A 26,014-nucleotide genomic window follows, 5' to 3' on the forward strand; every position below is an offset into this window, starting at 1 on the left:
ATTGGCGGTCGTTCCCGTCGGCGCCATCCTCACGGACTGCAGCTTCCGCCTGCCGGACGGGCGCGATTTCGTGCCGTTCGCCGCCGCATCCTGGGCCGGCGACCGGGCATACGGGGACCTGCCAGGTCACATGCAATGGCTCGGTGGGGAATTTGCCTGCGCGCCTTTCGGCGTTGGCGGTCCAGTCGAGAGGCAGGCCGAATTCGAATGGCGTGACGTTCTCAGCGGCTCAGTCAATTCGCCTCCACACGGATTGTCGGCAAACGAAAAATGGATCCTTCTGTCAAGGGACGGCACCAGACTGCTGCTGGGACAGGCCTATCCTTCCCCCTCCCCCGTGATGCGTGTGACCAGAATGATCGAGGCCGATCCGGATGCTCCGGCGCTCGATATCACCTTCGCCGTGGAAAGCCGGCGCGCCTGTCGCGTTCCGCTTGGGCTGCATCCCATCCTCGATCTTGATCGCCCTGCCGGGCAGATCAGGATTGCCGCCGATTTCGAATTCGGGCTCACCTACCCGACAATAGTGCCACCCAACGCCATGCTGAGCAGGCCCGGACGCGAGTTCAGCCAGTTAAGCAGCGTTCCGGCACGAGGTGGCGGATCAGTGGATCTCACACGGCTGCCGAAGACACAGCCTGCGGAGGATGTCGTGCAGCTGTGCGGTGTTCGAGGCCCTGTCTCCGTCGAATTTCTCGATGCCGGAGCGCGGCTTACGATCGACTGGGACAGAAGTATCCTGCCGTCCTGCCTGGTCTGGATCGGAGATCGGGCCCTTCAGACTCCACCCTGGAATGGCCGCTTCCGCGGCCTCGGGATCGAGCCAATCGCTGCGGCGTTCGACTTTGCAGAGGACGTGTCGCTGGCCGACAATCCGATCGCGCGGCGCGGGATCAGGACGGCGGTGGATATTTCGCCCGATGCGCCGTGCGTCATCCGCTATCGCTTCGAAGCCAGCCCGATCCGGACCTAACAGCGCCGGTCAGTTCTGATCTCGGGCAGCGCGGCGGCCGGAAATGATGCCTTCATAGTCCACACTGACGTTGTCGGTCACGATGTGGTCCCTGAGAGCCATGTTGAGCTTCTTCGACGGAGTGGCGCTCAGCGCTTGAAGCAATTGCCGGTGCTCTTCGCAGAGGCTGCCGAGGTCGCGTTCCAGACACGCAAGGGAGAAGATGATCTCGAGCCGCGGCCGCAGCGTGGTCCAGAGACTTTGCAGGATCCGATTGTCGGATGCGAATATGATGGCGGTATGAAACTGCGCGTCGAGCCGTGCTGCCTCGCGCCTCTGGCCCTGCGTGGCGGCGCCTTCCATCGCGCGGACTATCTCCGTCAGTTCCGCCGTCAGCCGCTTCATGGCACCGGTCGACACGGCCTCAGTAATCGCCAGGGCTTCAAGCTCGCGCCGCACCAAATTCAGTTCGCGTACGAGGCTCGCCGTGACGTCAAAGATGCGCATTCCACGATAAGGGACGCTCTCGATCAGACCTTGCGTCTCAAGGATGCGCAGGGCTTCGCGAATTGGCGCCCGGCTCACGCCGAGCTTGGCTGCCAGTTCAACCTCGAGAATACGGTCACCTGGAAGAAGAATACCCTGCGCGGCCTGTTCGAACACCGCATCGACGACCTGATCGGCAAAAGTCTTGGCCTGGAAATTCGGGTCGCGCTTGCTGAGATCCTGTGCTGACATAAAAGCCTTTCGAGGTATCGCTGCGGAGCCCTACCATCAGCGCCCGGCATCGGCTTCTGTTCTAATTCTGATTGTCGACAGGCACAACATCAGACAAACGACGTTGACAGTTCAATGCCCGCCCGTCGTTCCCGAAGAGGTGACAGCGCTCCGGATCGAACACCAGTTGCACTGGATCCCGAAGACGCCAGCTCGATTTGCCTTCGCCGCGGACCGTGACGGTCTGCTCGCCACCAAAGCGAACGTAGAGGTGATGGCAGTCGCCAAGTTCCTCGATGAATTCGACCATGCCATCCTGCCCGGCAGGATCCGGTCTCAGGATAATGTGCTCGGGCCGGATTCCGAGCGTCAGTTTTTCCTCTGGTGAGGCGGTGGACCCTGCAGCCTGCAGGGCGACCTGCTTGCCGCCAGGCAGGCGCAGGCCAACCGAGGTGTCGCTTCGCTCAGTGACTTCTGCTTCGATGAAGTTCATTTTCGGGGAGCCGATGAAGCCTGCAACAAACAGGTTCGCCGGCGAGTCATAGAGTTCCAGCGGCGCACCCACCTGCTCCACTCGTCCCGCGTTGAGCACGACGATCTTGGAGGCGAGCGTCATGGCCTCGACCTGATCGTGCGTGACGTAGATGGTGGTGGCGCCAAGACGCGCCTGAAGCCTGGCGATCTCGATGCGCATCTGGACGCGCAGCGCCGCGTCAAGATTGGACAGAGGTTCGTCGAACAGAAAGACTCTTGGTTCGCGTACGATCGCCCTGCCAATGGCGACGCGCTGGCGCTGTCCGCCCGACAGCTGCTTCGGCAGCCGCTCCATGAGTGGCGCGAGATCGAGGATTTCGGCGGCCCGCTTCACACGAGCCTCGATCGTGGCCTTGCCGGTCCCAGCAAGTTCCAGTCCGAATGCCATGTTCTTCGACACGGTCATATGGGGATAGAGCGCGTAGGACTGAAAAACCATGGCGATGCCCCGCTCGCGGGGCAGTCTGTCGTTCACGCGATCTCCAGCGATCAGGATATCACCGCCAGACGGATCATCGAGGCCGGCGATAAGGCGCAACAATGTCGACTTGCCACAGCCGGAAGGCCCGACGAACACGACGAATTCGCCATTTTCGACCGTGAAGCTCACATCGTCGATGACCCGCGCCGCCCCATAGGCTTTTCGGATGTTGTTCAGCTCAACCCTGGCCATTAGTCAGATCTCCCTCTCGACGCGCAAATAGGCTGCGTCATACCCGTCGAGCTTCATTCGACCCCGCTCGAAATGCCCGGAAAAGCCGTGTCCCGTTACCACCTTCGCGCCGGCCAGGCCGGCCAGCGCCAACTCGATCGCGGCAGGGCCTGGATTGAATATACCGATCAGCGAGCCATGCTCCCTTTCGCGTGCCACCGCCACCAGCGGTGCTGGAACGTCGAGGAACCTCATTGACCCGGCATGAAACTCCGGCTGCGCCTGCCGCCAGGACAGGAAACGCCGCACCCGGTTTAGGCTCGAGCATGCAGATTCTCTCTGGTACTCCACCGAGCGGGTAATGTGACGAGGATCGACGGGCAGCCAGGGTGCTTGATCCGAGAATCCTCCGTGGGGTGCCTGCGAGGTCCATGCGATCGGGGTCCGGCAGCCGTCCCGTCCCTTGTAGACCGGCCAGAATTCCAGACCGTAGGGATCCTGCACATCTTCGAATGCGACGCGCGCATCCTCGAAACCGAGTTCCTCGCCCTGATAGAGACAGATCGTGCCCCGGAAGGTGGCGAGAAGCGCAATGAAGAGTGGCGCGGCCCTGTCCGGACAATCTTCGGCATGCCAGCGGGAAACGACCCGCGGATTGTCGAGATTGGAGAGTGACCACGCTGTCCACCCGTTGCCCATTCCACGATCCATAGCGGAGACCACATTGCGGATATGAACGGGATCCGGCTCCTTCGCCGCCAGCAGTTCAAAGGTGTAGGCAGTATGGAGACGCTCGCAGGCCTGCGTGTAGCGCCGCGTCCATTCGGGAACCTCTTCGTCCACGCCAAGCTCGCCGAGCAGAAACGCGTCACCGTAGCGGCGCATCAGTCTCCGCAGCCGCTCCAGAAAGACCAGGTTTTCGGGCTGGTTCTTGTCATGGAGATGAAGCTGACGGCCATAGGGATTGCTGACCGGAACCGTCGAGAGATCGGCATCGGCCGGAACCGGCGGATTGTCCTGCAAATGACGGTCATGAACATAGAAATTCACCACATCGAGACGGAAGCCGTCGACGCCGCGCTCGAGCCAGAATTCGAAGACATCGAGGATGGCATCCTGAACCTGCGGCGTATGATAGTTGAGATCCGGCTGCGAGCGCAGAAAATTATGCAGATAGTACTGTCCGCGCTGCGGTTCCCACTGCCAAGCCGAACCGCCGAATAGCGATAGCCAGTTCGAAGGTGGCGAACCGTCGGACTTCGGGTCGGCCCATACATACCAGTCCGCCTTCGGGCCGGAGCGGCTCAATCGGCTTTCGCTGAACCAGTCATGCTGATCGGACGTGTGGCTGACAACAAGATCAAGGAGGACCCTGATGTTGCGCGCATGAAACGCCGCCAGCACCGCGTCGAAGTCCGCCATGGTCCCGAAGATCGGATCGACTTCGCGGTAGTCAGCAACGTCGTAGCCAAAATCCTTCATGGGAGATTTGAAGAAGGGGGAGATCCAGACTGCGTCGACACCGAGCGACGCGATATGGTCGACTTCGGTTAGCAAACCGGGCAGATCCCCGATTCCGTCGCCGTTGCCGTCCCTGAAGCTGCGGATATAGACCATGTAGATGACGGCTGACCGCCACCATTCATCGCGCTGAACTGTCATTGGACTGTCTTCCTTAAAGGGGCCGGATGGTCGCCGTCGCTCCCAGAGCTGGAGCGGCGGAGGCAGGCCCCAGGAACACAGCGTCCATTGCCTCCAGGCGAATCCGTCCGTTTGTTGCTGAACCGGTGAATCCGTGCCCTGCGAGGGCGCTCAGGGCAGCCAGCTCCGGAGCATCGAACTCGACCGCTTCGCTGCCGGGATTGAATACCGCGGCAGTCACATCGTCGCCGTCTTCCCGGATCAGTGCGAGCACGGGCTGTGGTGCATGGAGGAAGCGAACGCTTCCCCAGCGCAGGACTGGATGCTCCTTCCTCCAGGCAAGGAATCGCCTCACCCGATTGAGAGCCGACTTCGGATCGCCGTCCTGGCCCTCCACAGAGCGCGCCACATGCGCCGCGTCCACGGGCAGCCATGGTTTGACCCCGGAGAAGCCTCCGAACTGCCCCCCGGAGGTCCATGCAATCGGTGTCCGGCAGCCATCGCGCCCCTTGAATGTCGGCCAGAACTCGATCCCATAAGGATCCTGCAGCTGGTCGAATGCGACTTCGGATTCGGAAAACCCGAGCTCCTCCCCCTGATAGTAGAGAGCGGTGCCCCGCAGGCAGGCCAGCAATGCCATCAGAAGCGGTGCCGCGCGGTCGGGATTGCCCATCTTCCAGCGCGAAAGAACACGTCTGACATCAAGGCTGGAAAGCGCCCACGCATGCCATCCCTCGCCAATGCCCTCTTCCATTTCCGAGACGATATTGCGGATCTGATCAGGCGAGGTGGTAGCAACCATTCTGAACGTGTAGGCGGTGTGGAGCCGTTCGTGGCTCGTATAGGATCGCGTCCATCGGGGTTCATCCTGATCGACAGGGAGTTCACCTATGAGGACCGCATCCCCATATCGCTTCATCAGTGCACGCAGCTGTTCCAGAAAGCCGAGGTTTTCAGGTCGCATTTTCTGATAGCTGTGAAGCTGCATCGCATAGGGATTGCTGCGCGGTGCGGTCGAACCGGAAAACCCCTCCGGAATGGCCGGGTTGTCCCGCAACTCGCTGTCGTGAAAATAATAGTCGGCCGTGTCGAGGCGGAACCCGTCGACGCCGCGTTGGAGCCAGAACTCGAAGGCGGCAAGCGTCGCCTTCGGGACATCCGAGTTGTGGTAATTGAGATCGGGCTGTGACCGGAGAAAATTGTGCAGGTAGTACTGCCCGCGACGAGGATCCCATTGCCACGCAGAACCCCCGAAGACGGACAGCCAGTTGTTCGGCGGCGAGCCATCCGGTTTGGCATCCGCCCAGACATACCAGTCCGCTCTCGGGTTGGTTCGGTCGGCCCTGCTCTCCCCGAACCATGGATGCTGGTCCGAGGTGTGGCTGACGACCATGTCGAGCAGGATCTTCACCCCGAGTTCGTGGAACCGCGCGACGACAGCGTCAAAATCGGCAAGCGTGCCGAAGATGGGATCTACATCGGTGAAGTGCGCGACGTCGTAGCCGAAATCCTTCATCGGAGAAACGAAGAAGGGCGAAATCCAGACCGCATCGACGCCCAGTGAGGCAATGTACTCCGCCTTTTCTAGCAGGCCAGGCAGGTCGCCAACGCCGTCGCCGTTCCCATCCATGAAGCTGCGGATGTAGACCATGTAGACGGTTGCACCTCTCCACCAGTCCTGCGCGACAGCGTCACCCCTCGGAGCCAAGCCGTTTTTTGTCATTTCGGATTTCCTTTCAGATCAGCCTTTTACGGCTCCCGCCACAAGGCCGGAGACGATGCGCCTTTGGAAAATGAGCACGACGAGAACCACCGGTGCCGTTACAACCACCGACGCTGCCATGATCTTTCCCCAGGGCAATTCGTAGTGGCTGTTTGCGCTCATGGTGGCGATCGCCACCGGCACCGTGCGGACGTCGTCCGTCAGCGTGAACGTCAGGGCGAACAGAAATTCGTTCCACGATGCGATGAAGGTCAACAGGCCCGTCGTCACCAGGGCCGGCGTCATCAACGGCAGGAAGATGCGCGTCAGGACTATCAGCGGCGTGGCGCCGTCAACATACGCAGCTTCCTCCAGTTCCACCGGGAGTTCGCGCATGAAGGCAGTCAGAACCCAGACTGTGAACGGGAGGGTCAGGATAAGGTTCGAAAGCACTAACCCGCCGAGGGAATTGTAGAGACCGAGTCCGCGGATAAGCTCGAAAAGCCCCGCCAGCACCGCGACCTGCGGGAACATCGAGACAGACAGGATCGCCAGCATTGCTGTATCCCGACCGCGGAACCGGATGCGACCCAGAGCGAACGCCGCCCCCGTCGCGACGAAGAGGGAGACGGCGGTTACCGCAGATGCCACGATGAGCGAATTCAGGATGTTGTGCAGGAACTGACCGTCCGCGAGCACTGCTACGAAGTTCGACAGTCCGACGTGGCTGGGCCAGAGCTCGGCAACGAACAAATCCGCACCGGATTTCAGCGACGAGACGATCGCGTAGTAGAACGGGAACAGCACATAGAATGCCGCAAAGAGAACGAGCGCATAGAGGCCCGTCCGGCGCAGAACCGCCTTCATGACGGTCTCCCCACGGTGCTAGACCTTGTCGCGGTAAGGAACATGATCGTCATTGCGGCAATCGTCAGGAACAGCAGGGTTGCAGCGGCAGAGCCGTACCCTGCGAGCTGAAAATCAATCAGCTCACGGCGCGCGAACATCGACATCGACATGACGCGCTTGTTGTTGGATGTGAGGACGTAGATGACGTCGAAGACACGTAGTGCATCGAGCGCGCGAAAGGTGACGGCAACTATCAAGGCCGGCCAGATCAGCGGCAGGGTGATCCGCGTCAATATCGTCCACAGTCCGGCGCCATCGATGCGGGCTGCCTCGAAGCAGTCCCGCGGCAGCATCTGCAGTCCTGCGAGGATGAGCAGTGTCATGTAAGGCGTTTCTTTCCAGACATCGGCGATGATCACGGTCCAGTAGGCGATGGCGGGATTGGCGATCCAGGCGACAGGTTCATTGATGGCGCCGGACATCAACAGCACGTGATTGACGACGCCGTATTGGTCATTGAGCATCCAGCCCCAGAGCTTGGCCGCGACAATCGTGGGAATAGCCCAGGGGATCAGGATGGCGGCCCTGAGGAGTCCGCGTCCGGGGAACTCGCGATCGATAAGCAGCGCCAGCGCGAAGCCGATAACGGTCTCGAGCACAACCGAGATGCCCGCAAAGGTCACCGTGTTGAACACGGCGCGCCACCAGTCACGATCAACAAGCAGCCCGGACCAGCCGTCCTGGTCGTGCGCAAGAAAATTCGAGAAGCCGACAAACCGGCCGCTCGTTTCCGCTCCAAGACCCGCATCCGTAAGGCCGAGCCAGATCGTGCGGAGCAGCGGCCACGCTGCTACCGCCGCAAAGACGGCGATAGCAGGCGACAGAAATATCCACGCGGTCCGGACACGCCGCCTCTCGAGCGAGACCGTGCCCGTCGACATCACCACCCTCCTCGGCCAATCTTCGAGAGGTTGGCCTCCAGTTCCGGCAGGGCATCCTCAGGGGTCTCGCTTCCCTCAAGCACCGAGTGCACGCTCTCCCAGAAAGCGGCTGACACTTGGTTGTACTTCGCGCCGGTGACAGTCGAGGGCAAGGCCACGCCATTCTCCACGATCGGGCCGATACTTGCGAACAGGGGGACGGCCTTCAGGATATCTGCATCCTCAAACAGCGCCGGCCGCGTCGGCAGGAAGGAATTGGAGATCGCCCGGCGCTTCTGCTCGGCAGCGCTGGTGAGATAGACGACGAGATCGACCGCCAGCTCCCTGTTTCTGGAATATTCGGAGACACCGAGTCCCCAGCCCCCGATATTGCCGGTCGGCTTGCCACCCTCGACGCCTCCGCGCGGCAGGGCTGCGACGCCGAACTTGCCCTTGATCGGACTGTCGTCGCTGCTGGCCATGGCCCACACGTAGGGCCAGTTGCGCAGGAACACGGCGTTGCCCGTCTGGAAAATACCCCGCGTCTCTTCCTCAGCATCGCCAAGCACACCTTCGGGAGAAATCTTGCCGATCCAGCTTGCAGCGAGAGAAAGCGCCTTAGCGGCGTTCGGGTTGTTGACCGTGATCTCTCCTTTCCGGTCAATGACGGTGCCGCCACCGAAAGCATCGATCCATTCGATTGCGTTGCAGGACAGGCCTTCATATGCCTTGCCCTGGAAAACATAGCCCCAGAGCTTGTCGTTGCCGGCGGCATGTTCGGCATCCATGATGGATTGCGCCGTCTCCGTAAGTTCTTCCCAGGTTTTGGGAACGTCCTTGCCGTATTTTTCAAGCAGGTCCTTGCGGTAGTAGAGGACGCCTACATCGTTGTACCAGGGGAGCCCGACCAGTTTGCCGTCGACCAAATAGTCCGCCAGGATATTGGGGTAGTTCTCGGCCTCGCTGCCCTTTGTATATGGCTTCAGATCGATGAAGTGTCTGGCCAGGGCTCCTGGCCAAATGTTGTTGAGCATATACACATCGACCTCGGCTGATTTCGAGGATAGCTGCTGCTGGAAAAGCCCGTAAAGTTCACTGGCGTCCTCAACGTTGCGGAGAGCGCGGATCGTGTTCCCGGTCTTCTTTGCCCATGCCTCGGCGCCGCTCTTGCACAGTTCAAATTCCGTCCCGGCCACGCCGCATGTAATCGTGATCTCGGCCGCTGCCGCACCTCCGGTTCCGGCCATCAATACGGCACCAAGCACCAGGCCGATCAAACTGCGCCTCTCCATGGCATTCCCCTTTCTTCAGTGAACTCTCGCTGTTACGGCGTTTGTATGAACATCATAATGTCGACATTTGTCAACGGTGAATCGACTCGCTGAATGTCGACATTCATAAAATATTACGCTAGGTGACGAAAAACGAAGCGAGGAAGGACGATGCAGCCAGGTCGGACCTGGTCGAGCGGCACAACAAGAAACTGGCGCCGCAAGCTCGATGAAACCTATGCTTTCATGGCTGCCATCCAGCACAGCAGATCGACGAAGGATGTCGGCGACGCGCTCCTCTCGTTCGCTGGAAAGTTCGGGACGACGAACATACTTGCAGGCATCATCCCGCCGCGCAGTGCTTCGCGCCGCGAGCAGCTGTCACATGTGCTCCTTGATCGCTGGCCGGCTGAATGGACTAACCGCTATTTCTCGATGGGCTATCTCTATCGCGACCCGACCATTCGCCTCGTCGCGCAGGGAAGTCAGCCGTTTGCGTGGCGAGACCTCGGCAATCTTGGCGAACTCTGGCCCGGCGACCGTCGTGTCATGGAGGAGGCGGCCGAATTCGGACTGCGTGAAGGTCTGACGTTTTCGTTCCTGACTGTCGAGCGGCAGAGAGTCGGGTTATCCATTGCCGGTGAAAGGCTCGAACTGCCGCCTGGCGAGCAGGACGCATTCCTCCTTGTTGCTGCGTACGCGTTCGGAAAGGCGGTAATTCTGGCCGAAGGAACCGAACAGCGGCAAACGGTCAACCTTTCGCCCCGCCAGCACGAGGTCCTGCAATGGGCTTCCCTGGGGCTGCCTGTCGAAGCTATTGCCGATCGCCTCGGGATCAGCAGCCATACGGCCGACAGTCATCTGCGCGCAGTGCGCGAAAGGCTGGGGGTCCAGAATACCGTCCACGCCGTGGCCGAAGCATTCAGGCTCGGCCTGATAGCCTGACCCACGGATTTACGTGATGCCCGAACGGGAATGGCGCCGGCAGACTGCAGGTTGACCTCTATCTCGAAGGACAACCCATGCTGCACATCGTGACAAACGAAAACGTCGACCTCTATCGCGAAGAAATGGAACAGGCGTTCCGCCTTCGCCACAAGGTCTTTGTGGAGGAGAGAGGCTGGTCGGAATTGCGCCGCGAGGACGGCCGCGAGATCGACTGGTTCGACAACAAAGACGCCGTTCACATGCTCTTTATCCAGGACGATAATCATGTCATCGGCTATCAGCGTCTGCTGCCATCGACCAAGCCCCATCTTTTGTCCGAGGTGCTTTCTGCTCTCTGCGAGGTCGATCGACCCGTCGGCCCGAACATCTGGGAGTGGACACGCTATTGTGTCGAGGCCGGTCACCGAGAGCGCGGCCGGATGCTAAGCCCGGTGGCGAATACGCTGCTTAGTGGCATCGTGGAGTGGGGCCTCCACAACGGTGTGGACACGATCATCATCGAGATGAACCCGCTCTGGCTGCTTAGGCTCGTGCAGCTGCATTTCAGGGTCACGCCCCTCGGGATACCCCGACTGATCAGTGGCGACGAGGTCCTGGCTGTCACCGCGAGCTTCGACCAACGCACGCTCGCCAGGCTCCGCGAAATGCGTGACGCTGTCTCGTAGGCAGGCCGGGTGCGGCCATCGCCTGCGGGAGCGATCCCCGGTGGAGCATCTCCACCATCAGTGGTCAGGGCCGCGCCCACATATCTCTGGAGATGGAAGCGCAATGCGGCGACGGGTCCAGCTCCTCACGCTTGATTGTGCACTCGTTGTTGCCGAGGAAGGCAGTTTCCTCGGCGCCTCCCGACGGACCGGCATTCACCATTCTGCCCTGAGCCGGCGCATCCGCGACCTTGAGCATGCACTCGGAACCACGATCTTCGAGCGGCATTCGGGCGGAGTCCGGCCAACGCTCGCTGGCGCAGAACTCCTGCGTGACCTTCGTCGCGTCCTAAGGGACCTCGACGGGACACTCGCGACGGCGGGCATGGCAAGGCGCCAGCAAGCCAAAAGCGCTACAGCCGATATCGAGGTGCCGGCTCATATCACCGAGTTTCTGGACGAGCTCATCGACTTCATCCGAAGCACGCCCAATGTCAGTCTCCGCCTCGTAGAGACAAACCGCGCCGGGGCTGACCTATCCTGACCTGGCATTGCGACGGGCTCGACTGAAGGCCCTGTCAGTCATCATGAACCGGGCAAGCATCGGCGCGATGAGTTTCGCCGGGTCGGCAACGCTCTGCCCGGTTTCACGGCCGAGCACCTCTGCATAGGCGACGAGATCGCGGTGAACGGACGCGGGCAGTTCGAACGAAAACTTGACCGGCCGATCGTCGGGAATGGCAGAGAGTTTCAGCTTCGTCATGACGGTGCCTTCCCTGTTCCGTATGGCGCCAGCACGACGTCGCGATTGACGATCACTCGAACTGGGAAACCCGGCCGCACCGTCAAGGTGGGCTGCACGTCCAACTGGCGACCGACAATCTGTTGACCGATATTGCTTGTCGAATTCTGTGCGCTTTCGCGGATCGCCTTGGCGATGTCACTCTCGTTGTCGCTGGAGCCGACGCTGCTGCCGATACCCAACAACGTCGAGAGCGCAGCCGCCCTAAACAGCTGGCCCCAGTGATGGTCGACCTCGTCCCCGAGTCCGGAAAACCCCTCGGCATCCGCGCCCTGCTGGCGCTCCAGCACGATCGAGTTGCCGTCTGGCATGATGAGCCTTGTCCAGACCAGCAGCACGCGCGACTGTCCGTATGCGACCTGGCTATCGTACTGGCCGATCAGTTTCGCGCCCTGTGGGATCAGCAGGTACGATCCCGTCGGACTGTCGTATACATTCTCGGTGACCTGGGCGGTGATCTGGCCCGGCAGGTCTGAGCGAATCCCCGTGATCAAAGCTGCCGGAATGACCGAGCCGGCCTGCACAACATAGGGCGAGGCTTTGCCGGCGACACGGTCAGGACTGACGGTTCGGCGGTCCGGTTCCGCGTTGACGAAGGCGAGCTTGCGGTCCTGGCTGTTCTGAGGAAGGCCGGAGTCGAGTTGCGGCTGTCCCGTCGATGTCGCCGGACTGGCTATCGAGGTCGTCATCGCGCCTTCTGCGACGGTGCCCTGCCGCCCTGAACCCGTCCTCGTATTGGTGTCGGCAAAGAGCTTTGCAACCCGCGCGGCCTCGATCTCGGCGAGGCGGCGCTGTTCTTCCGGATCACCGTGGGGGGTGCTGATTCCGGCCGCAGCCACCGGCCTTCCCTGCTCCTGTGCGCGCCGGATCGGCCGGCCAAGATCGCCGGGCAGCGCGGGACCGAGTTTTGGCACGCCGGCGTAATCCTTGGGCAGCGCCTGGAGCCCATCGGCAGTCGAGCGGTTTTCAGTGGTGAAGAGCTCGGACGGTGGCTCCTTGTCGCGCCGCCTGGAATCGAGTGCCCACACCAGCGCGCCAAGGATCGCGATGCTGGCAACACCACCAAGGCCGACCAGCACCTTGCGCGACAGCCGCATCACCCGGGTGGGTGCTGGCCGTAGCCGCAGCTCGGTTCGCAGATCCTCGCTCGAGGTATTTGCCGCCTCGCTCATCGGAACAGTCCCAAGCTGCGCGAAGGCCGTCCATCGGTGCGCACGATGCGAACGCGCTTCTCACTCGTCTTGTCGCCGAGCCTCAGCTCGGCCGCGGCGAACAGCCGGTCGACGACATAGTAGTTCTGCCGTGCGCGGTAGTTGACCAACTCGGAGCTCCCCGAAGGGCCGATGACGAACAGCGGCGGCATCTCTCCCTGGCCAATGCCTGACGGGAACTCGATATAGACCTTCGCACCATCGTCGAACGCCCGCAGCGGCTTCCAGGGTGCGGCGTCGCCCTCGATGCGGTAGCGGAAGTTGAGTTTCTGAATGTCGACGCCGGCCGCCACCGGCTGGGCGGCTGAAGCCTGCGCGTTCTGGCGCCGCAGCGCGATCAGCTGATCTTGTGGATACTGCCACGACACGGACGCCATATAAGTCTTTTCGGTCGACCGTAGCTCGAGGTGATAGGTGCGGCGGTCGCTGTTGATGACGAGGTTGGTCACCAGATCGGGCCGCGTCGGCTTGACGAGGATATGGACCTGACGCCGCTCCCCTGTCCCGCTCTCGGTGTCGCCGACGATCCAGCGCACCGTGTCGCCGGCGGCGACAGGGCCCGAACCGACGAGCTGTTCGCCGGGCTGCAACGCAATATCGGTCACCTGGCCGGGTGCGGCGTACACCTGGTAGAGCGCGCCTTCGCTCCAGGGATAGAGCTGGATGGCGTTGATGAAGCCATCGCGAACCGGCTGCATGCGTGCCGCTTCATTGGCCTGACTGATCCGCTGTTTGGGATCGGCGGGCTCCGCCTTCGTGCCCATGGTCCCGACCGGCTTCAACTGGCCCGGCAGCGGAAGGGGCTTCGGCAGCTCCACCACCTTGACCGGGCTTGGCGGGTCGACCTTGCGGACGGCTGGCGTCGCTTCGTCATATCTGATCTCGGGCGGAATGTATTTTCTTGAGGCGCAGCCGGCGAGCGCCATTGCCGACAGCACGACCGCCATCGTCACAGTGTGCATGGAATCCACCCTCTTCCTGCCAAATTGTACAGCACACATCACGAAAGCTCCTTCGACCAGTTGATGGCGTTGACGTAGACACCGAGCGGATTGGCCTTGAGCCGGTCGGCGTCCCGGGGTTGCTCGATCACAATGGTCAGGATGGCGGTCCAGCGCTCGGTGCTTGCCAGGCTGCCGTTCTCGTAGCGGCGCTCGATCCAGGCGACACGGAACGAGTCCGGCGAGGCACGAATGACGCTGGAGACCTCGACGGCGATCTGGATCTTGCCGACCTTGGCAAAAGGGTCATTCAGGCGGGCATAGTCGTTCAACGAGATGGCACCGCGATCGGTGGTATAGTCGTAGGCGCGCAGCCAGTTCTGGCGCACGATCACAGGATCATCCGGGATGGCCCTCACCTGTTCGATGAAGCGGGCAAGGTGCCAGGCGAGCTGAGGATCGGTCGGACGGTAGCCGGCGACGGCGGGCGCGACCGCTTGCGCCTCACCGACCTTGTCGACCGCCACCACCCAGGGAACCACGGAACCCCGCGTCGACTGCCAGACCAAGGCGGAGGCGAAGCCACCGGCCAGCAGCAGCGCCCCGAAGGCCATCATGCGCCAGTTCTTCGCCTGCACACGAGCCGAACCGATGCGCTCATCCCAGACCTGCGCGGCACGCTGGTACGGCGTCTCCGGTTGCGGTGTTTTGCCGTACCGAACGGAAGGTCGTTTGAAGAGGCTCATCGGCGATCGTCCTGATTGAGGGAACGTTCATCGAGCCGCCACCGTGATCGCCTGAGCGCACGGAGTGCGCGGCCATGCTGGCGCCATGGCTCATGGTCTGGCCGCGCTTCATGCGTGCAGCCCAGGCCGGCGGGGATTGCGCACCGGGCGCCGCTGATGAACCCGGCGCCGAAGCGATCGCCTCCGACGGTCGCTCTCCGCCGGTCGCTGTCCATGCGGCCGAGCGACCAGCCTCATGACTGGAGGACAAGCCTGAAGCCGCCCGCGACATCGCCTGCTTCACCGGCTGTGCGACGGCACCGGCGCCGGCCCTGGCGACGCCCGCCATGCCGGCGGCGATCGCGCCGGCGCCGCTCTGTCCGGATGTGGCTGCGCCAAGTCCCCATGCCGTCGCCGTACTCCCGGCAAGATGCGCACCGCCGCGTGCCGCAGCTGCTGACATGCGTCCCGCCGCGCCGACGGCACCGGCAGCGCCACTCAATGCGGCCCGAGCACCCATGGCGCCTGCCGCACCAAGGCCGACGGCAGCCAGGCTCGTGCCGACGGCAGCACCCGCACCAAGCTGGGGGCCGCCGGAGACAAGGCCCGTCGCTATGCCGGGGCCGAAGATCGAAAGCCCCATCAGCGACAGAGCCCCCAGCACAAGCGAAAGCGCATCGGTGATCGTGGGCTCGTCCGCGCTAAAACCTTGCGTGAACTCGCCGAAAAGGCCCGAGCCAATTCCGACGATGACGGCAAGCACAAGAATCTTCACGCCTGAGGCGACGATGTTGCCGAGCACTTTTTCAGCAAGGAAGGCGGTCCGGTTGAACAGCGCGAAGGGGATCAGGACGAAGCCGGCAAGCGTCGTCAGCTTGAATTCGATCAAGGTGACGAAGATCTGGACGGCCAGGATGAAGAACGCGATGAGCACAATTGCCCAGGCGATCATCAAGACCGCAATCTGGACAAAATTCTCAAAGAACGAGACGTAGCCCATCAGCTGGCTGGCTGCTTGAAGGATCGGATTGCCGGCGTCGATGCCTACCTGCGCAACGCGTCCCGGCTGCAATAGCGCGGAGCCGGAAAGTGCTGATCCTCCGGCCTTCAGGCCCAACCCGGAAAAACTCTCGAAGACGATGCCGGCAAGGCGGTTGAAGTTGCCAATGATGAAAGCGAAGAAGCCGATATAGAGCGTCTTCTTCACCAACCGGTGCAGCACGTCCTCATCAGCACCCCAGGCCCAGAACAGTCCGGCGATCGTGATGTCGATGACGATCAGGGTCGAGCTGAGAAAGGCGACCTCGCCGCCAAGCAGCCCAAAGGCGGAATCGATGTAGCGGGTGAACGTTTCCAGGAAGCGGTCGATGACACCGGTGTTGTTCATGGCGCCACCCTGTCCGGGCACAAATGGTCTTGCGCGCAAGACCATACGGGCGACTGTTCGGGCAAGAGCCGGCTCTGGTCCTTGTCGGCAGACGGGGCCGCATAAGGCGATACGTGCGATGTCGGCTCAAGGAAACGCAGGCGATTTTCGGCCCAGGCCTTCCTGCAGGCCGCGTCGGCGATGGCGGCCATTCCGATGTTGCGACACCGCTCCAGTTCAGCCCTGGCCGGCTCGCCGCCCGGATGCGCAGAGCGCGGGGAGGACGCATCCTGCGAGCCGTCGCCGCGCAGCACCATGAAGGCGGCGGTCATGCCGGCGACAAGGGCGAGAACGGCTATGATCCGGGCGGCGATATAGAGATTCATGGGACGTCACACCTCAGTCGTGGAACATCTTCACGGATGACGGGCTGTAACCACTGCCGGCCATGAAGCGGCTGAATTGCTGCCGCGCCTGTTCCTGCGCGGCGGCCTGCCGCGCCTGCTCCAGGGCGCTGGCGCGTCCCTGCGCGGCCAGCATCGCCGTCAGGTCGGCGACCTGCTTGGCTTGCACGGCCAGAAGCTGGTTGCCGGCCTGCGTCGCCTGCAGGACGCCGACGGCAGATTGACTGGCGCCGACCAGCGCGCTTGTCTGTTCCTGTGTTGCCTCAATGTTGTCGGCGGCGACGGCCCCGGCCTTCAGCGAATGCTCGAACGCAGACACCGAGGTTTGCCAGCGCTCACGTGCGCCATCGACGAGCTGTTTGCTGGAAAGATCTGAACCGAAGTTCTGGTAGGTCGAGACAAACTGGCTATCAATGTCCTGGACGCTGTAGGCGAGCTTGTCGGCTTCGCCGAGCAGGGTCTTCATCTGCGAAAAATTGCCTTCGATCTGGCCCAGCAGCGAGGTTGGCAGCGACGTGAGATTCTTCGCCTGGTTGATCAGCATCTGTGCTTCGTTCTGAAGCGAAGTCACCTGGTGCTGGATCTGCTCCAGGGCGCGGGCTGCCTGGAGGAGGTTCTGGCTGTAGTTGGTCGGATCAAAGACGATGAGAGCCGAAGCTGGCGCCGAGGACAGGGTAATAGCGATTGCGACGATGCCTGCAGCCTTGCCACGGGAACGAAGGATGCTGCGGAGGGAATTCATGGCGAAGGATCCTTTGCTGACGGGTCGGTGACGTTGGAGAGATCGGGAACGAGGTCGGCAGCCCAGCGGAGGCCGCGATCGGCAAGCCAGGCCTCGAGAAATTGTCCACGGCCGGCCTCAGTGAGGACGCGCCCGATAGCAGCTTGGTCGGCTTTGGACGACGCGGCGCACAGCGCCAAGGCGATAGGGCCGAGGCCCAGTTCGAACAGCCGATTGCCGCGCCGGCTCTGACAGTAGTAGTCGCGCTTCGGCGTTGCCCGGGCGATGATCTCGATCTGGCGATCATTGAGACCGAAGCGCCGGTAGATTTCGGTGATCTGCGGCTCGATGGCGCGTTCGTTCGGCAGAAACAGCCGCGTCGGGCAACTTTCGACGATGGCCGGCGCGATCCTGCTGCCGTCGATGTCGGAGAGCGACTGCGTGGCAAAAATCACCGAGGCATTCTTCTTGCGGAGCGTTTTCAGCCATTCACGGAGCTGATCGGCAAAACCGCCGTCGTCGAGCGCCAGCCAACCCTCGTCGATGATCAACAGCGTCGGCCGTCCATCCATCCGCTGCTCGATGCGGTGGAAAAGGTAAGCAAGCACGGCGGGCGCCGCACCGGTGCCGATCAACCCTTCGGTTTCGAATGCCTGGACCGAGGCCTCGCCAAGACGCTCATGCTCGGCGTCGAGGAGCCGTCCAAAGGGACCGCCAATGCAGTAGGGCCGAAGCGCCTGCTTTAGCGGCGATGACTGCAGCAGCACTGTGAGGCCGGTCAAGGTCCTCTCCTGGACTGGCGCGGAAGAAAGCGAGGTCAGCGCCGACCACAGATGCTCCTTGACCTGCGGCGTGATGGGGACGCCCTCGCGCAGAAGAATGTCGACCAGCCAATCGGCCGCCCAGGCACGCTCCGGCGTCTGATGGATGCGGCTCAGCGGCTGCAGCGAAACCACCTCGACATCGTCCGAAAGGTCCGCCAACGTCAGCAGGACGAGCGGATCGTCCTGGCTCTCTAAGCTTGTCGCGTTGCCGCCCAGATTGTGCCAGTCGCCATCCATGGCGAGCATGGCGGCCCGGATCGAGCCGCCGAAGTCGAATGCGAAAATCTGGTTGTTCTCGTAGCGCCGGAACTGAAGCGCCATCATCGCCAGCAGTACCGACTTGCCAGCGCCGGTTGGGCCGATGACCAGCGTATGGCCGACGTCGCCAACATGCAGACTGAACCGGAATGGGGTTGCCCCTTCCGTCCTGGCGAAGAACAGTGGCGGCGCGCGAAGATGCTCGTCCTCAACTGGACCTGCCCAGACCGCCGAGAGAGGGATCATATGGGCGAGGTTCAGCGTCGAGAGCGGCGGCTGGCGGACATTGGCATAGACGTGGCCGGGAATGGAGCCAAGCCATGCCTCAATGGCGTTGACGCCTTCGGTGATGCAGGTGAAGTCCTTGCCCTGGATGACCTTCTCGACCAGCCGAAGTTTCTCGTCGGCGACCAGCGGATCGGGATCCCATACCGTCACCGTCGCGGTGACATAGGCTTGTCCGACTTGGTCAGAACCGAGGTCCTGCAGGGCGGCATCCGCATCGGCCGCCTTGTTGGTGGCATCGGTATCGACAAGCACCGACGCCTCATTGGTCATCACCTCCTTGAGGATCGCGGCGATGGATTTGCGCTTGGCAAACCACTGGCGGCGGATCTTCGTCAGCAACCGGGTGGCATCGGTCTTGTCGAGCAGGATCGCCCGCGTCGACCAGCGGTAGGGGAAGGCAAGCCGGTTGAGATCGTCTAGGATCCCGGGAAAGGTCACGGTGGGAAAGCCGATGACGGTCAGTGTGCGCAGATGGCTGTCGCCGAGCCGCGGCTCGAGTCCGCCGGCGAGCGGCTGATCAACCAGAAGCGCGTCGAGATGCATTGGCGTATCGGGAACACGCACATGATGGCGGTTGGTTGAGACCGTCGAGTGCAGGTAGGTGAGCGTCCCGGCGTCGTCGAGCCACTCGACTTCGGGAACGAAGCCCTCGACCAGGTTCAGCACCCGGTCAGTCCGGTCGATGAAGCCTTTCAACAGTTCCTTTGGATCGACACCGCTGGTGGCCCGACCCTCATAGAGCCAGTTTTCGATCCGCGAGTTCTCCTCGGCCGGCGGCAGCCAGACGAAGGAGACAAAATAGCTGCTCTCAAAGAGCTCCCCATCCGACCTCTGATGGTCCCACTGGAGCGCGTCATAGCTGGCTTGGCCCTCGAACTGTTCGCGACGTTCAAGATCGACCAGGGCCGAAGCGCTGTCGGGAAACAGACCTTCGGGATAGTGTTGCGCGGCAAGCCGAATTGCCTCGACGAAGATCGCCCAGCCGGAGCCGAGCCGGCGCAGCGCATTGTTGAGCCGCGCTGTCGTTCCGACCAGTTCTGCCGGCGTGGCGGAATCCAGGTCAGGGCCGCGAAAACGGGCGGTCCTTTGAAAACTGCCATCCTTGTTGAGGACCACCCCCGGAGCGACCAGCGCTGCCCAAGGAAGATAGTCTGCAAGGCTGGCGGTCTTCCTGCGGTACTCGGCAAGATTCATCATTTGGGTGAGGACCTCTCAACAGCCAAAATGCGCGGGATAGCGAAGGTGCCGACGAACGACGTCGACGAACTGGGCGTCGCGTTTCGCGGCCCAGACGGCGGCGAAATGGCCGATCGCCCAGAGGATCAGACCGGCAATCCACAGGCGCAGGCCGAGCCCGATCGCGCCCGCCAGCGTGCCGTTGGCAATCGCGACCGCGCGTGGCACGCCGCCAAGCAGGATCGGTTCGGTCAGCGCGCGATGCACCGACGCGAAGAAGCCGCGGATATCCTCATCCATCAGATCAGCGCCCCGCCACCGAACGAGAAAAAGGACAAAAAGAACGAGCTGGCTGCAAAGGCGATCGACAGGCCGAAGACGATCTGGATCAGGCGCCGAAATCCGCCGGACATATCGCCGAATGCAAGCGACAATCCGGTGACGATGATGATGATCACCGCCACAATCTTGGCGACTGGTCCCTCGACAGACTCCAGGATCTGCTGGAGCGGCTCCTCCCAAGGCATGGACGAGCCGGCGGCCTGCGCCGGCGCGACCATCGCAGCCGCGACCGCGGCAATCGCGGCGCCACGCGGCATGATCGTATCGAGCTTGCGGACAGAAGATGAAATGGTGGGAAGCAGATTCATTCTGCAGCTCCTGTGGAGAATGGGATTCAGAGTTGGTCGGTGTCGATCCTGGCCTCGAGCATTCGGTAGTCGCCGCTGGCCGGATCGAGACCGTCGACGAGCGCAATTTCGACGAGGCGGCGGGCCGACCCGCGGCCAGCGAGGACGGCGATGAGGTCGACCGTTTCGGCAATAAGCAGGCGCGGGACCGTGACCACGGCTTCCTGCACGAGTTGCTCAAGGCGGCGCAGCGCGCCCAAAGCGGAACTGGCGTGGATGGTGCCGATGCCGCCGGGGTGCCCGGTGCCCCAGGCCTTCAACAGGTCAAGCGCCTCGGCGCCACGCACCTCGCCGATCGGGATGCGGTCGGGGCGAAGCCGCAATGATGACTTCACCAGATCGGAAAGCGAGGCGACACCATCCTTTGTGCGAAGCGCCACGAGATTGGCCGCAGCACACTGCAGCTCACGCGTATCCTCGATCAGCACGACGCGGTCAGCGGTCTTCGCCACCTCCGCCAGCAGCGCATTGACCAGGGTGGTCTTTCCCGTCGACGTCCCGCCGGCCACCAGGATATTCTTGCGCCTTTCGACGGCGAGCCGCAGCACGGCGGCCTGGCTGTCCAGCATGACGCCAGCGGCGACATAGTCCTCGAGCGCAAAGACAGCCACGGCCGGTTTTCGGATGGCGAACGTTGGCGCCGAAACAACCGGCGGCAGCAAGCCCTCGAAACGTTCGCCTGTCTCGGGCAATTCGGCCGACACGCGGGGCGAGCCCGCATGCACTTCCGCGCCGACATGGTGGGCGACGAGACGGACGATGCGCTCGCCGTCGGCGGGGGCCAGAAATTCGTCGGTGGCCGAAAGTCCCTCCTTCAGCCGGTCGACCCAGAGTCGCCCATCCGGGTTGAGCATCACTTCGACGATCGTCGGGTCTTCAAGGAAGCCAGCGATGGCGGACCCAAGCGCTGTTCGCAGCATTCGCGCGCCGCGCGATATGGCTTCCCCGTCAGGCTGAAAATTGATTGCCACGCTGATCCCCATTCATCGCGGCGAGCTGGTCGGTGCCGCGGTCGGGATGATTAGAAGAGGCAGGAACTCTGGGCTTGCAACAAGCAAAACCAGGGATCGCGCCAAGGCGTGCACAGACTTGCAAAATGCGGTGCGAGGACCTCGCAGGATCGGCGACGGCGTCTATCGCGCGGTAGAATCATCGACGCCGGCTGGCGAGGCAGGCGGGACATCTTCAGCGATTTCCTGCCTCAGTTTTGGTCCCTTGCTCAAGCGGCGGCCAAGCGCGTCAACGAACGCGTCATAACGCTGCAGACCTTTCGCTCGGGCTTCGGCCTGCGCGGATTCCGGCAATGCCGGCGTCGAGTTCAGCCAGAAGCGGACGAACAGCGCCAAGGTCTCGATTGCGATGCCCACATCACGCTCGACGCGCTGCACGCGGCGGTCGACCTGGTCGAGGCGCCGGGTGATTGCAGCCTCCTTTCGCTCCTCGGCATCCGGCGAGAGGAAGGAAGCGATCGCCGCCTCGGCAATCAGCGACAGCGAGACCTCTCGCCGTGCCGAATAATCGGCAAGCGCGTGCATGACGTCTGGGTCGAGATAGGCCGAGAGCCGTTTTTTCTTGGCAGCCTTCACGATTTAAAGCTCGATGCCATCATTGGGATCAAGTGCGGCCTGACGCGACACCTGCCGCATCGCGCGATCAAGAGAACGCCGGCGAACGGCTTCGTCGTCGGGCTCGTCACGGTCCAGGTCGAACTCGTCGACGCGCTCTGTTGTCCGCTCCGGCGCAATGTCCTCGTGGTTGGGGAGCTCCGGCTGCCGACGGATACCACCATTGGCCGGATCCTCATCCAGTTCATCTGCGGGTCGCGGCGACGCTACAAGACTGGGCTCGGGCGTCGCCTGGACTGCTGTCCAGTCGTCGCCAGGCGACGCCCCCGCGATCGCTTCAGGTCTGGGTGGCGGAAAAACCCGTTCGGCAAGCCGCGGATCGGCGAAATAGCGTGCCTTCTTCGCGCGGATAGGAAACAGGCCCGACACCATGACGATGGCATCGGCAGGCGGAAGCTGCATCATCTCGCCCGGTGTCATCAGAGCGCGTGCTGTCTCTTGCCGCGAGACCATGAGATGCCCAAGCCAAGGCGATAGCCTGTGGCCGGCATAGTTCTTCATGGCGCGCATCTCGGTTCCCGTTCCCAGCGAGTCGGACACGCGCTTGGCAGTGCGCTCGTCATTGGTGGCGAAGCTGACACGCACATGGCAGTTATCGAGGATGGAATTGTTCGGCCCATAGGCCTTTTCGATCTGGTTGAGCGACTGTGCGATCAGGAATGACTTGATCCCGTAGCCCGCCATGAAGGCCAGCGCGCTTTCAAAGAAATCGAGCCGGCCGAGTGCCGGAAACTCATCGAGCATCATCAACAGGCGTTGGCGCCGGTCCTTGGCGTGCAAGTCTTCGGTCAGCCTGCGCCCGATCTGGTTGAGCACCAGCCGGATCAGCGGTTTGGTACGGCTGATGTCCGATGGCGGCACGACCAGATAGAGTGTCGTTGGCCACTCGCCCTCGACAAGGTCGGCGATCCGCCAGTCGCAACGGGACGTCACCCTGGCCACGACAGGGTCGCGGTAGAGGCCCAGAAAGCTCATGGCGGTGGACAGCACGCCGGAGCGTTCGTTCTCCGACTTGTTGAGCAATTCGCGCGCGGCCGACGCCGCGACCGGGTGCGGACCGGCGTCTCCGAGATGCCTGGTCAACATCATTTTGCGCAGCGTCGTCTCGATCGCCCGCTTTGGATCGGAAAGGAAGTTCGCGACGCCGGCAAGCGTCTTGTCCTGTTCGGCATAGAGGACATGCAGGATGGCGCCTACGAGCAAAGCATGGCTCGTCTTTTCCCAATGGTTCCTGCGCTCCAGCGAGCCCTCGGGGTCGACCAGCACGTCGGCAACGTTCTGGACATCACGCACTTCCCATTCGCCTCGCCGCACTTCGAGCAGCGGATTGTAGGCGGCCGACGCGGCATTGGTCGGATCGAACAGAAGCACTCGTCCGAAGCGTGCGCGCCATCCGGCCGTCAGTTTCCAGTTCTCGCCCTTCATGTCGTGGACGATCGCCGAGCCCGGCCAGGTCAGCAGTGACGGCACGACAAGGCCGACGCCCTTGCCGCTTCGGGTCGGCGCAAAGCACAGCACATGTTCAGGACCATCGTGACGCAGATAGTCCCTGTCCAACTTACCAAGCACCACGCCGTCCGGACCGATCATGCCTGCGGCACGAATTTCGTCGAAGGTCGCCCAGCGCGCGGAGCCGTAGGTGGCGGCGTTCTTCGCCTCACGGGCACGCCAAACCGACATTCCTATCGCCACTGCAATCGCGATGAAGCTACCGCTTGCCGCTATCAGCGCGCCCGCCGAGCAGCGAAGCTGTGGACGACAGCCAGACCCTGATCGTTCGGCCACGCCGAGATCGATCGGCGTCCAATTCGCAACAATCTGGCTGGCTGCCCAGATCAGGATGTCGGCGTCCCAGATCGTCGCCATGCCATGTTCGACGGTCGCTTCGACCCGGATCGACACCTCGGCCATACGAAAATCGATAGGTGTCACGCGCCGCGATTTGGCGAGCGAGAAGAACGGCCACGACATGAGATCCTGAGCGTCACGCGGCGACGGCAGCGAGCCGAGCGCCAATCGCGTTGACCTCGCGATCGCGTAGCGTGTCGATCAGATTGCGAGCGAAGATGCCTCCTGACCGGTGGAGTGCTGTCAGTGCGGTATTGCTCCGAACGCCAGCTTGATCTGTTTCACGCGCGCCCCAGCGTGCTGGCGCCATCGCGTCTGCCGGCGTAAGCAGGCGCGCGAGCGGCATGTGGCTTGGCAGGCGGAACAAAGGTCGCGTCCGCATCGCTGGTGGACGTTCGCGCGCCGAGCTCGATCCAGGCATGCAGGTCGTCGATGTCATAGAGGACGCGCCCGCCGATCTTTCGGTACTTTGGGCCGGTGCCATAGGTTCGGTGTTTTTCCAGGGTGCGAGCGCAAAGGCCGACGATCGGTGCTGCCTCCTTCGTTCGCAGGTATTTTTGGGGCGCGTCCGCGGGACCCTTCGACATCGCTCGATCTCCATTCGGTTTTGCTGTCATCCTGGCCTGCCGGGACGCGCAAAACGGACGATGGTCCAATTGAGAAAAGACGAGGGAGGGCAAAGATAGCAGGGGGTGTATTTGCTGCCCCCGCGAAGCAGACCTTTAGCGATCGGATTTTCGGCTGCGGCTGTGCGGATAGAAGAGAAGATCGCGATAGCCGCCAGCTACAAGACGCTCCGCCCTTCGCAGGGTCGCCCGGACCCTGTGTCGGAGATGGTGATCGCGCCAGTCCCGCGGTGCGATCGGTTCTCGTGAGAGCAGTGTCTCGGCGATCTCGCGATAGGCGGCACCTGCACGGCGAGCGTCATGAGCGCGCAGATTAAGAATGTGCCGCGCCTTCGCTTGCTTCGGCAGTGCGCCATAGACAGGACCGGGCGGCCGGCCGTTCAGGTCACGCCAGAACTGCCGTGCTGCGTCGAGCCGTGTCTCGAACGCCGCGTCGAGTGGCAGGACGATGGCGTTGAAATCGGACGCGCCGCTAAGGATCTCGGCGACGAGGTGATTTGCGGTCGATCCCAGCCAAAGAATGTGAAGCTCGTCGGCTTTCCAGACGGTGGCGCCTCCGAGTCTGGAAAGTTGAACAGGCTGATGCGCAGGGCTGACTGACGACTGGATTTGCTTGGTCCGCAGTACGCGCGGCGAGGCCTGTTCCGTCCAGATAATGTTCTTCGCTAACGGAAGCCCGTCACCGGTGACTCTGAAATCGCGCGCCCCAACGAGCGGTGAAGTCAGCCGGACCGACAAGTTCTAAGGAAGCCGGAAGATGCGACGAAAGCTGGCTGCACTCTGCGATGAAATCGTCGTTCCGGATCAGATACTCGGCGGCGAACTCTGCAGGCTCGTAGGCCTGCATGTTAGTGTAGGCAGCCGGATCGGTCCAATCGCCGCGCAATGTGCCAAGTCCTCTCCCGACGCTCGCATTCGCTGCGGGCTTCGGAAAGAGCATCTGTGCCGACACGCAAATCGGGTAGTTGGAGAATTGGCAAACCGCTGTGCTGATTGAGCAAAGCGTGGTCTTGGACGCTTAGTGTGGCGCTCCGCCGGCCAGAAGATATCGATAGCCGTTCGTCGTCATCCAGCGGGCGCGGGCAAGATGCGTCTCCCATGATCGGAATGCCCGCTCCGGTTCCTGGTCAGGATCCATGTGGAGGACGATCCTGGCCACCTCACGCCAGTCCGCATCTTCAGCGGCTGCGTCGAGCAGGCGAATATAGGTAAGCAACCGCTCCTCATCATACCCCGTCAGGATGGGAGTATCCGGAGCTACGTCGGCAACATCGGGATCGAGGAGTGGTTTAAGCATGGCGCACATGCTCCGCCACCGCATCAAGTCGAGGTGCTCTATCGGGATTCCTTGGCTCACTGGAAATCGGGCAGCGACCGAGGTCGGATTCCTTTGAGGCGCTCCATGGCTGATCAATTGTCTTTGCGGAAGAACTCGATGGGATCGACGTCCAGAACTGCGGCGAGCTTTTCGAGCATGTCGATGGTAGCTGCGTGCTCCTCGCGCTCAAGCATACCGACATAGTTGCGATTGACGTCGGCACGATCAGCGAGCTCCTCCTGCGACAAGCCAGTGGCATGTCTCAGCCGGCGTAGATTCTTCGCTACTCTCTCCCGCAAGATCATGCGTGAGGAGTCGCCGGCCACCTAATATACTGCCACCCAATATACTAGGTATTCGTC

The 26,014-nt window shown here is 62.3% G+C and carries 27 protein-coding genes and 1 pseudogene; 4 read left to right on the forward strand and 24 right to left on the reverse strand.

Annotated elements, in window-relative coordinates:
* Window positions 1–355 precede the first annotated feature (355 nt).
* Window positions 356–973, forward strand: coding sequence for a hypothetical protein (locus EOA28_RS03865; RefSeq protein ID WP_128314579.1), 618 nt, complete (start codon window positions 356–358; stop codon window positions 971–973).
* A gap of 9 nt (window positions 974–982) precedes the next feature.
* On the opposite strand, the gene EOA28_RS03870 is transcribed toward EOA28_RS03865, so the two are convergent.
* From EOA28_RS03870 to EOA28_RS03900, 7 genes are all read right to left on the reverse strand, one after another.
* On the reverse strand, window positions 983–1,690 hold the full coding sequence (locus EOA28_RS03870) for a GntR family transcriptional regulator (protein WP_128314580.1): 708 nt from the start codon (window positions 1,688–1,690) through the stop codon (window positions 983–985).
* Window positions 1,691–1,751: 61 nt separating this feature from the next.
* Complete coding sequence (ugpC, locus tag EOA28_RS03875; protein ID WP_128314581.1) at window positions 1,752–2,876, reverse strand: sn-glycerol-3-phosphate ABC transporter ATP-binding protein UgpC; 1,125 nt, start codon at window positions 2,874–2,876, stop codon at window positions 1,752–1,754.
* A gap of 3 nt (window positions 2,877–2,879) precedes the next feature.
* On the reverse strand, window positions 2,880–4,517 hold the full coding sequence (locus EOA28_RS03880) for an alpha-amylase family glycosyl hydrolase (protein WP_128314582.1): 1,638 nt from the start codon (window positions 4,515–4,517) through the stop codon (window positions 2,880–2,882).
* A 13-nt stretch (window positions 4,518–4,530) separates the two neighbouring features.
* Window positions 4,531–6,219 carry an alpha-glucosidase gene (locus EOA28_RS03885; RefSeq protein ID WP_128314583.1) on the reverse strand — a complete coding sequence of 563 codons (1,689 nt, stop codon included), beginning with the start codon at window positions 6,217–6,219 and terminating at the stop codon, window positions 4,531–4,533.
* Window positions 6,220–6,237: 18 nt separating this feature from the next.
* Window positions 6,238–7,065, reverse strand: coding sequence for a carbohydrate ABC transporter permease (locus tag EOA28_RS03890; protein ID WP_128314584.1), 828 nt, complete (start codon window positions 7,063–7,065; stop codon window positions 6,238–6,240).
* Complete coding sequence (locus EOA28_RS03895; protein ID WP_128314585.1) at window positions 7,062–7,988, reverse strand: sugar ABC transporter permease; 927 nt, start codon at window positions 7,986–7,988, stop codon at window positions 7,062–7,064. The genes EOA28_RS03890 and EOA28_RS03895 overlap by 4 nt, the downstream gene beginning before the upstream one ends.
* A complete protein-coding gene (locus EOA28_RS03900; RefSeq protein ID WP_210214918.1) occupies window positions 7,988–9,244 on the reverse strand; it encodes an ABC transporter substrate-binding protein in 1,257 nt (418 codons plus the stop codon). Before EOA28_RS03900 ends, EOA28_RS03895 begins: the two co-directional genes overlap by 1 nt.
* Window positions 9,245–9,409: 165 nt before the next feature.
* Between EOA28_RS03900 and EOA28_RS03905 the strand changes: the two genes are divergently transcribed.
* The 3 genes from EOA28_RS03905 to EOA28_RS03915 all read left to right on the forward strand — a co-directional run bounded on the left by EOA28_RS03905 (window position 9,410) and on the right by EOA28_RS03915 (window position 11,374).
* Window positions 9,410–10,183 (forward strand): LuxR family transcriptional regulator, encoded by a 774-nt coding sequence (locus tag EOA28_RS03905; RefSeq protein WP_128314586.1) that lies wholly within the window; start codon window positions 9,410–9,412, stop codon window positions 10,181–10,183.
* 77 nt (window positions 10,184–10,260) lie between these two features.
* Complete coding sequence (locus EOA28_RS03910; protein ID WP_128314587.1) at window positions 10,261–10,851, forward strand: acyl-homoserine-lactone synthase; 591 nt, start codon at window positions 10,261–10,263, stop codon at window positions 10,849–10,851.
* 103 nt (window positions 10,852–10,954) lie between these two features.
* A complete protein-coding gene (locus EOA28_RS03915) occupies window positions 10,955–11,374 on the forward strand; it encodes a LysR family transcriptional regulator (protein ID WP_128314588.1) in 420 nt (139 codons plus the stop codon).
* Here EOA28_RS03915 and EOA28_RS03920 read toward each other — a convergent pair.
* From EOA28_RS03920 to EOA28_RS04000, 17 genes and pseudogenes are all read right to left on the reverse strand, one after another.
* Window positions 11,366–11,593: a DUF2274 domain-containing protein gene (locus EOA28_RS03920; protein ID WP_128314589.1), complete on the reverse strand. Its 228-nt coding sequence runs from the start codon at window positions 11,591–11,593 to the stop codon at window positions 11,366–11,368. The two genes, EOA28_RS03915 and EOA28_RS03920, sit on opposite strands and share 9 nt — an antisense overlap.
* A complete protein-coding gene (locus EOA28_RS03925) occupies window positions 11,590–12,804 on the reverse strand; it encodes a TrbI/VirB10 family protein (RefSeq protein WP_128314590.1) in 1,215 nt (404 codons plus the stop codon). The genes EOA28_RS03920 and EOA28_RS03925 overlap by 4 nt, the downstream gene beginning before the upstream one ends.
* Complete coding sequence (gene trbG, locus EOA28_RS03930; protein WP_245501467.1) at window positions 12,801–13,805, reverse strand: P-type conjugative transfer protein TrbG; 1,005 nt, start codon at window positions 13,803–13,805, stop codon at window positions 12,801–12,803. The genes EOA28_RS03925 and trbG overlap by 4 nt, the downstream gene beginning before the upstream one ends.
* A 38-nt stretch (window positions 13,806–13,843) precedes the next feature.
* Window positions 13,844–14,530 (reverse strand): conjugal transfer protein TrbF, encoded by a 687-nt coding sequence (gene trbF / locus EOA28_RS03935; RefSeq protein WP_128314592.1) that lies wholly within the window; start codon window positions 14,528–14,530, stop codon window positions 13,844–13,846.
* Window positions 14,527–15,896 (reverse strand): annotated as a pseudogene (gene trbL / locus EOA28_RS03940) (P-type conjugative transfer protein TrbL). Before trbL ends, trbF begins: the two are co-directional and overlap by 4 nt.
* Window positions 15,893–16,261, reverse strand: a complete 369-nt coding sequence (trbK-alt, locus tag EOA28_RS03945) for a putative entry exclusion protein TrbK-alt (RefSeq protein WP_128314594.1) — start codon at window positions 16,259–16,261, stop codon at window positions 15,893–15,895. Before trbK-alt ends, trbL begins: the two are co-directional and overlap by 4 nt.
* A gap of 13 nt (window positions 16,262–16,274) precedes the next feature.
* On the reverse strand, window positions 16,275–17,021 hold the full coding sequence (gene trbJ / locus EOA28_RS03950) for a P-type conjugative transfer protein TrbJ (RefSeq protein ID WP_128314595.1): 747 nt from the start codon (window positions 17,019–17,021) through the stop codon (window positions 16,275–16,277).
* Window positions 17,018–19,567, reverse strand: coding sequence for a conjugal transfer protein TrbE (gene trbE / locus EOA28_RS03955; protein WP_128314596.1), 2,550 nt, complete (start codon window positions 19,565–19,567; stop codon window positions 17,018–17,020). Before trbE ends, trbJ begins: the two co-directional genes overlap by 4 nt.
* A gap of 15 nt (window positions 19,568–19,582) precedes the next feature.
* Window positions 19,583–19,846, reverse strand: coding sequence for a VirB3 family type IV secretion system protein (locus EOA28_RS03960; protein ID WP_128314597.1), 264 nt, complete (start codon window positions 19,844–19,846; stop codon window positions 19,583–19,585).
* Window positions 19,846–20,145 carry a TrbC/VirB2 family protein gene (locus EOA28_RS03965; protein ID WP_128314605.1) on the reverse strand — a complete coding sequence of 100 codons (300 nt, stop codon included), beginning with the start codon at window positions 20,143–20,145 and terminating at the stop codon, window positions 19,846–19,848. The genes EOA28_RS03960 and EOA28_RS03965 overlap by 1 nt, the downstream gene beginning before the upstream one ends.
* Window positions 20,146–20,222: 77 nt before the next feature.
* On the reverse strand, window positions 20,223–21,155 hold the full coding sequence (gene trbB / locus EOA28_RS03970; RefSeq protein ID WP_189341918.1) for a P-type conjugative transfer ATPase TrbB: 933 nt from the start codon (window positions 21,153–21,155) through the stop codon (window positions 20,223–20,225).
* Between the two features lie 213 nt (window positions 21,156–21,368).
* Window positions 21,369–21,824 (reverse strand): CopG family transcriptional regulator, encoded by a 456-nt coding sequence (locus EOA28_RS03975; protein WP_128314599.1) that lies wholly within the window; start codon window positions 21,822–21,824, stop codon window positions 21,369–21,371.
* Complete coding sequence (gene traG, locus EOA28_RS03980) at window positions 21,825–23,876, reverse strand: IncP-type conjugal transfer protein TraG (RefSeq protein ID WP_281060890.1); 2,052 nt, start codon at window positions 23,874–23,876, stop codon at window positions 21,825–21,827.
* Between the two features lie 113 nt (window positions 23,877–23,989).
* Window positions 23,990–24,295 (reverse strand): helix-turn-helix domain-containing protein, encoded by a 306-nt coding sequence (locus EOA28_RS03985; protein ID WP_128314601.1) that lies wholly within the window; start codon window positions 24,293–24,295, stop codon window positions 23,990–23,992.
* A 135-nt stretch (window positions 24,296–24,430) separates the two neighbouring features.
* Window positions 24,431–25,072, reverse strand: coding sequence for a DUF2285 domain-containing protein (locus EOA28_RS03990; RefSeq protein WP_128314602.1), 642 nt, complete (start codon window positions 25,070–25,072; stop codon window positions 24,431–24,433).
* A 280-nt stretch (window positions 25,073–25,352) separates the two neighbouring features.
* A complete protein-coding gene (locus EOA28_RS03995) occupies window positions 25,353–25,631 on the reverse strand; it encodes a DUF2285 domain-containing protein (RefSeq protein ID WP_128314603.1) in 279 nt (92 codons plus the stop codon).
* A 113-nt stretch (window positions 25,632–25,744) separates the two neighbouring features.
* Complete coding sequence (locus EOA28_RS04000; RefSeq protein ID WP_128314606.1) at window positions 25,745–25,957, reverse strand: helix-turn-helix transcriptional regulator; 213 nt, start codon at window positions 25,955–25,957, stop codon at window positions 25,745–25,747.
* Between the last annotated feature and the right edge of the window lie 57 nt (window positions 25,958–26,014).

The organism is Mesorhizobium sp. M2A.F.Ca.ET.067.02.1.1 (assembly GCF_004023285.1).
GTDB lineage: Bacteria > Pseudomonadota > Alphaproteobacteria > Rhizobiales > Rhizobiaceae > Mesorhizobium.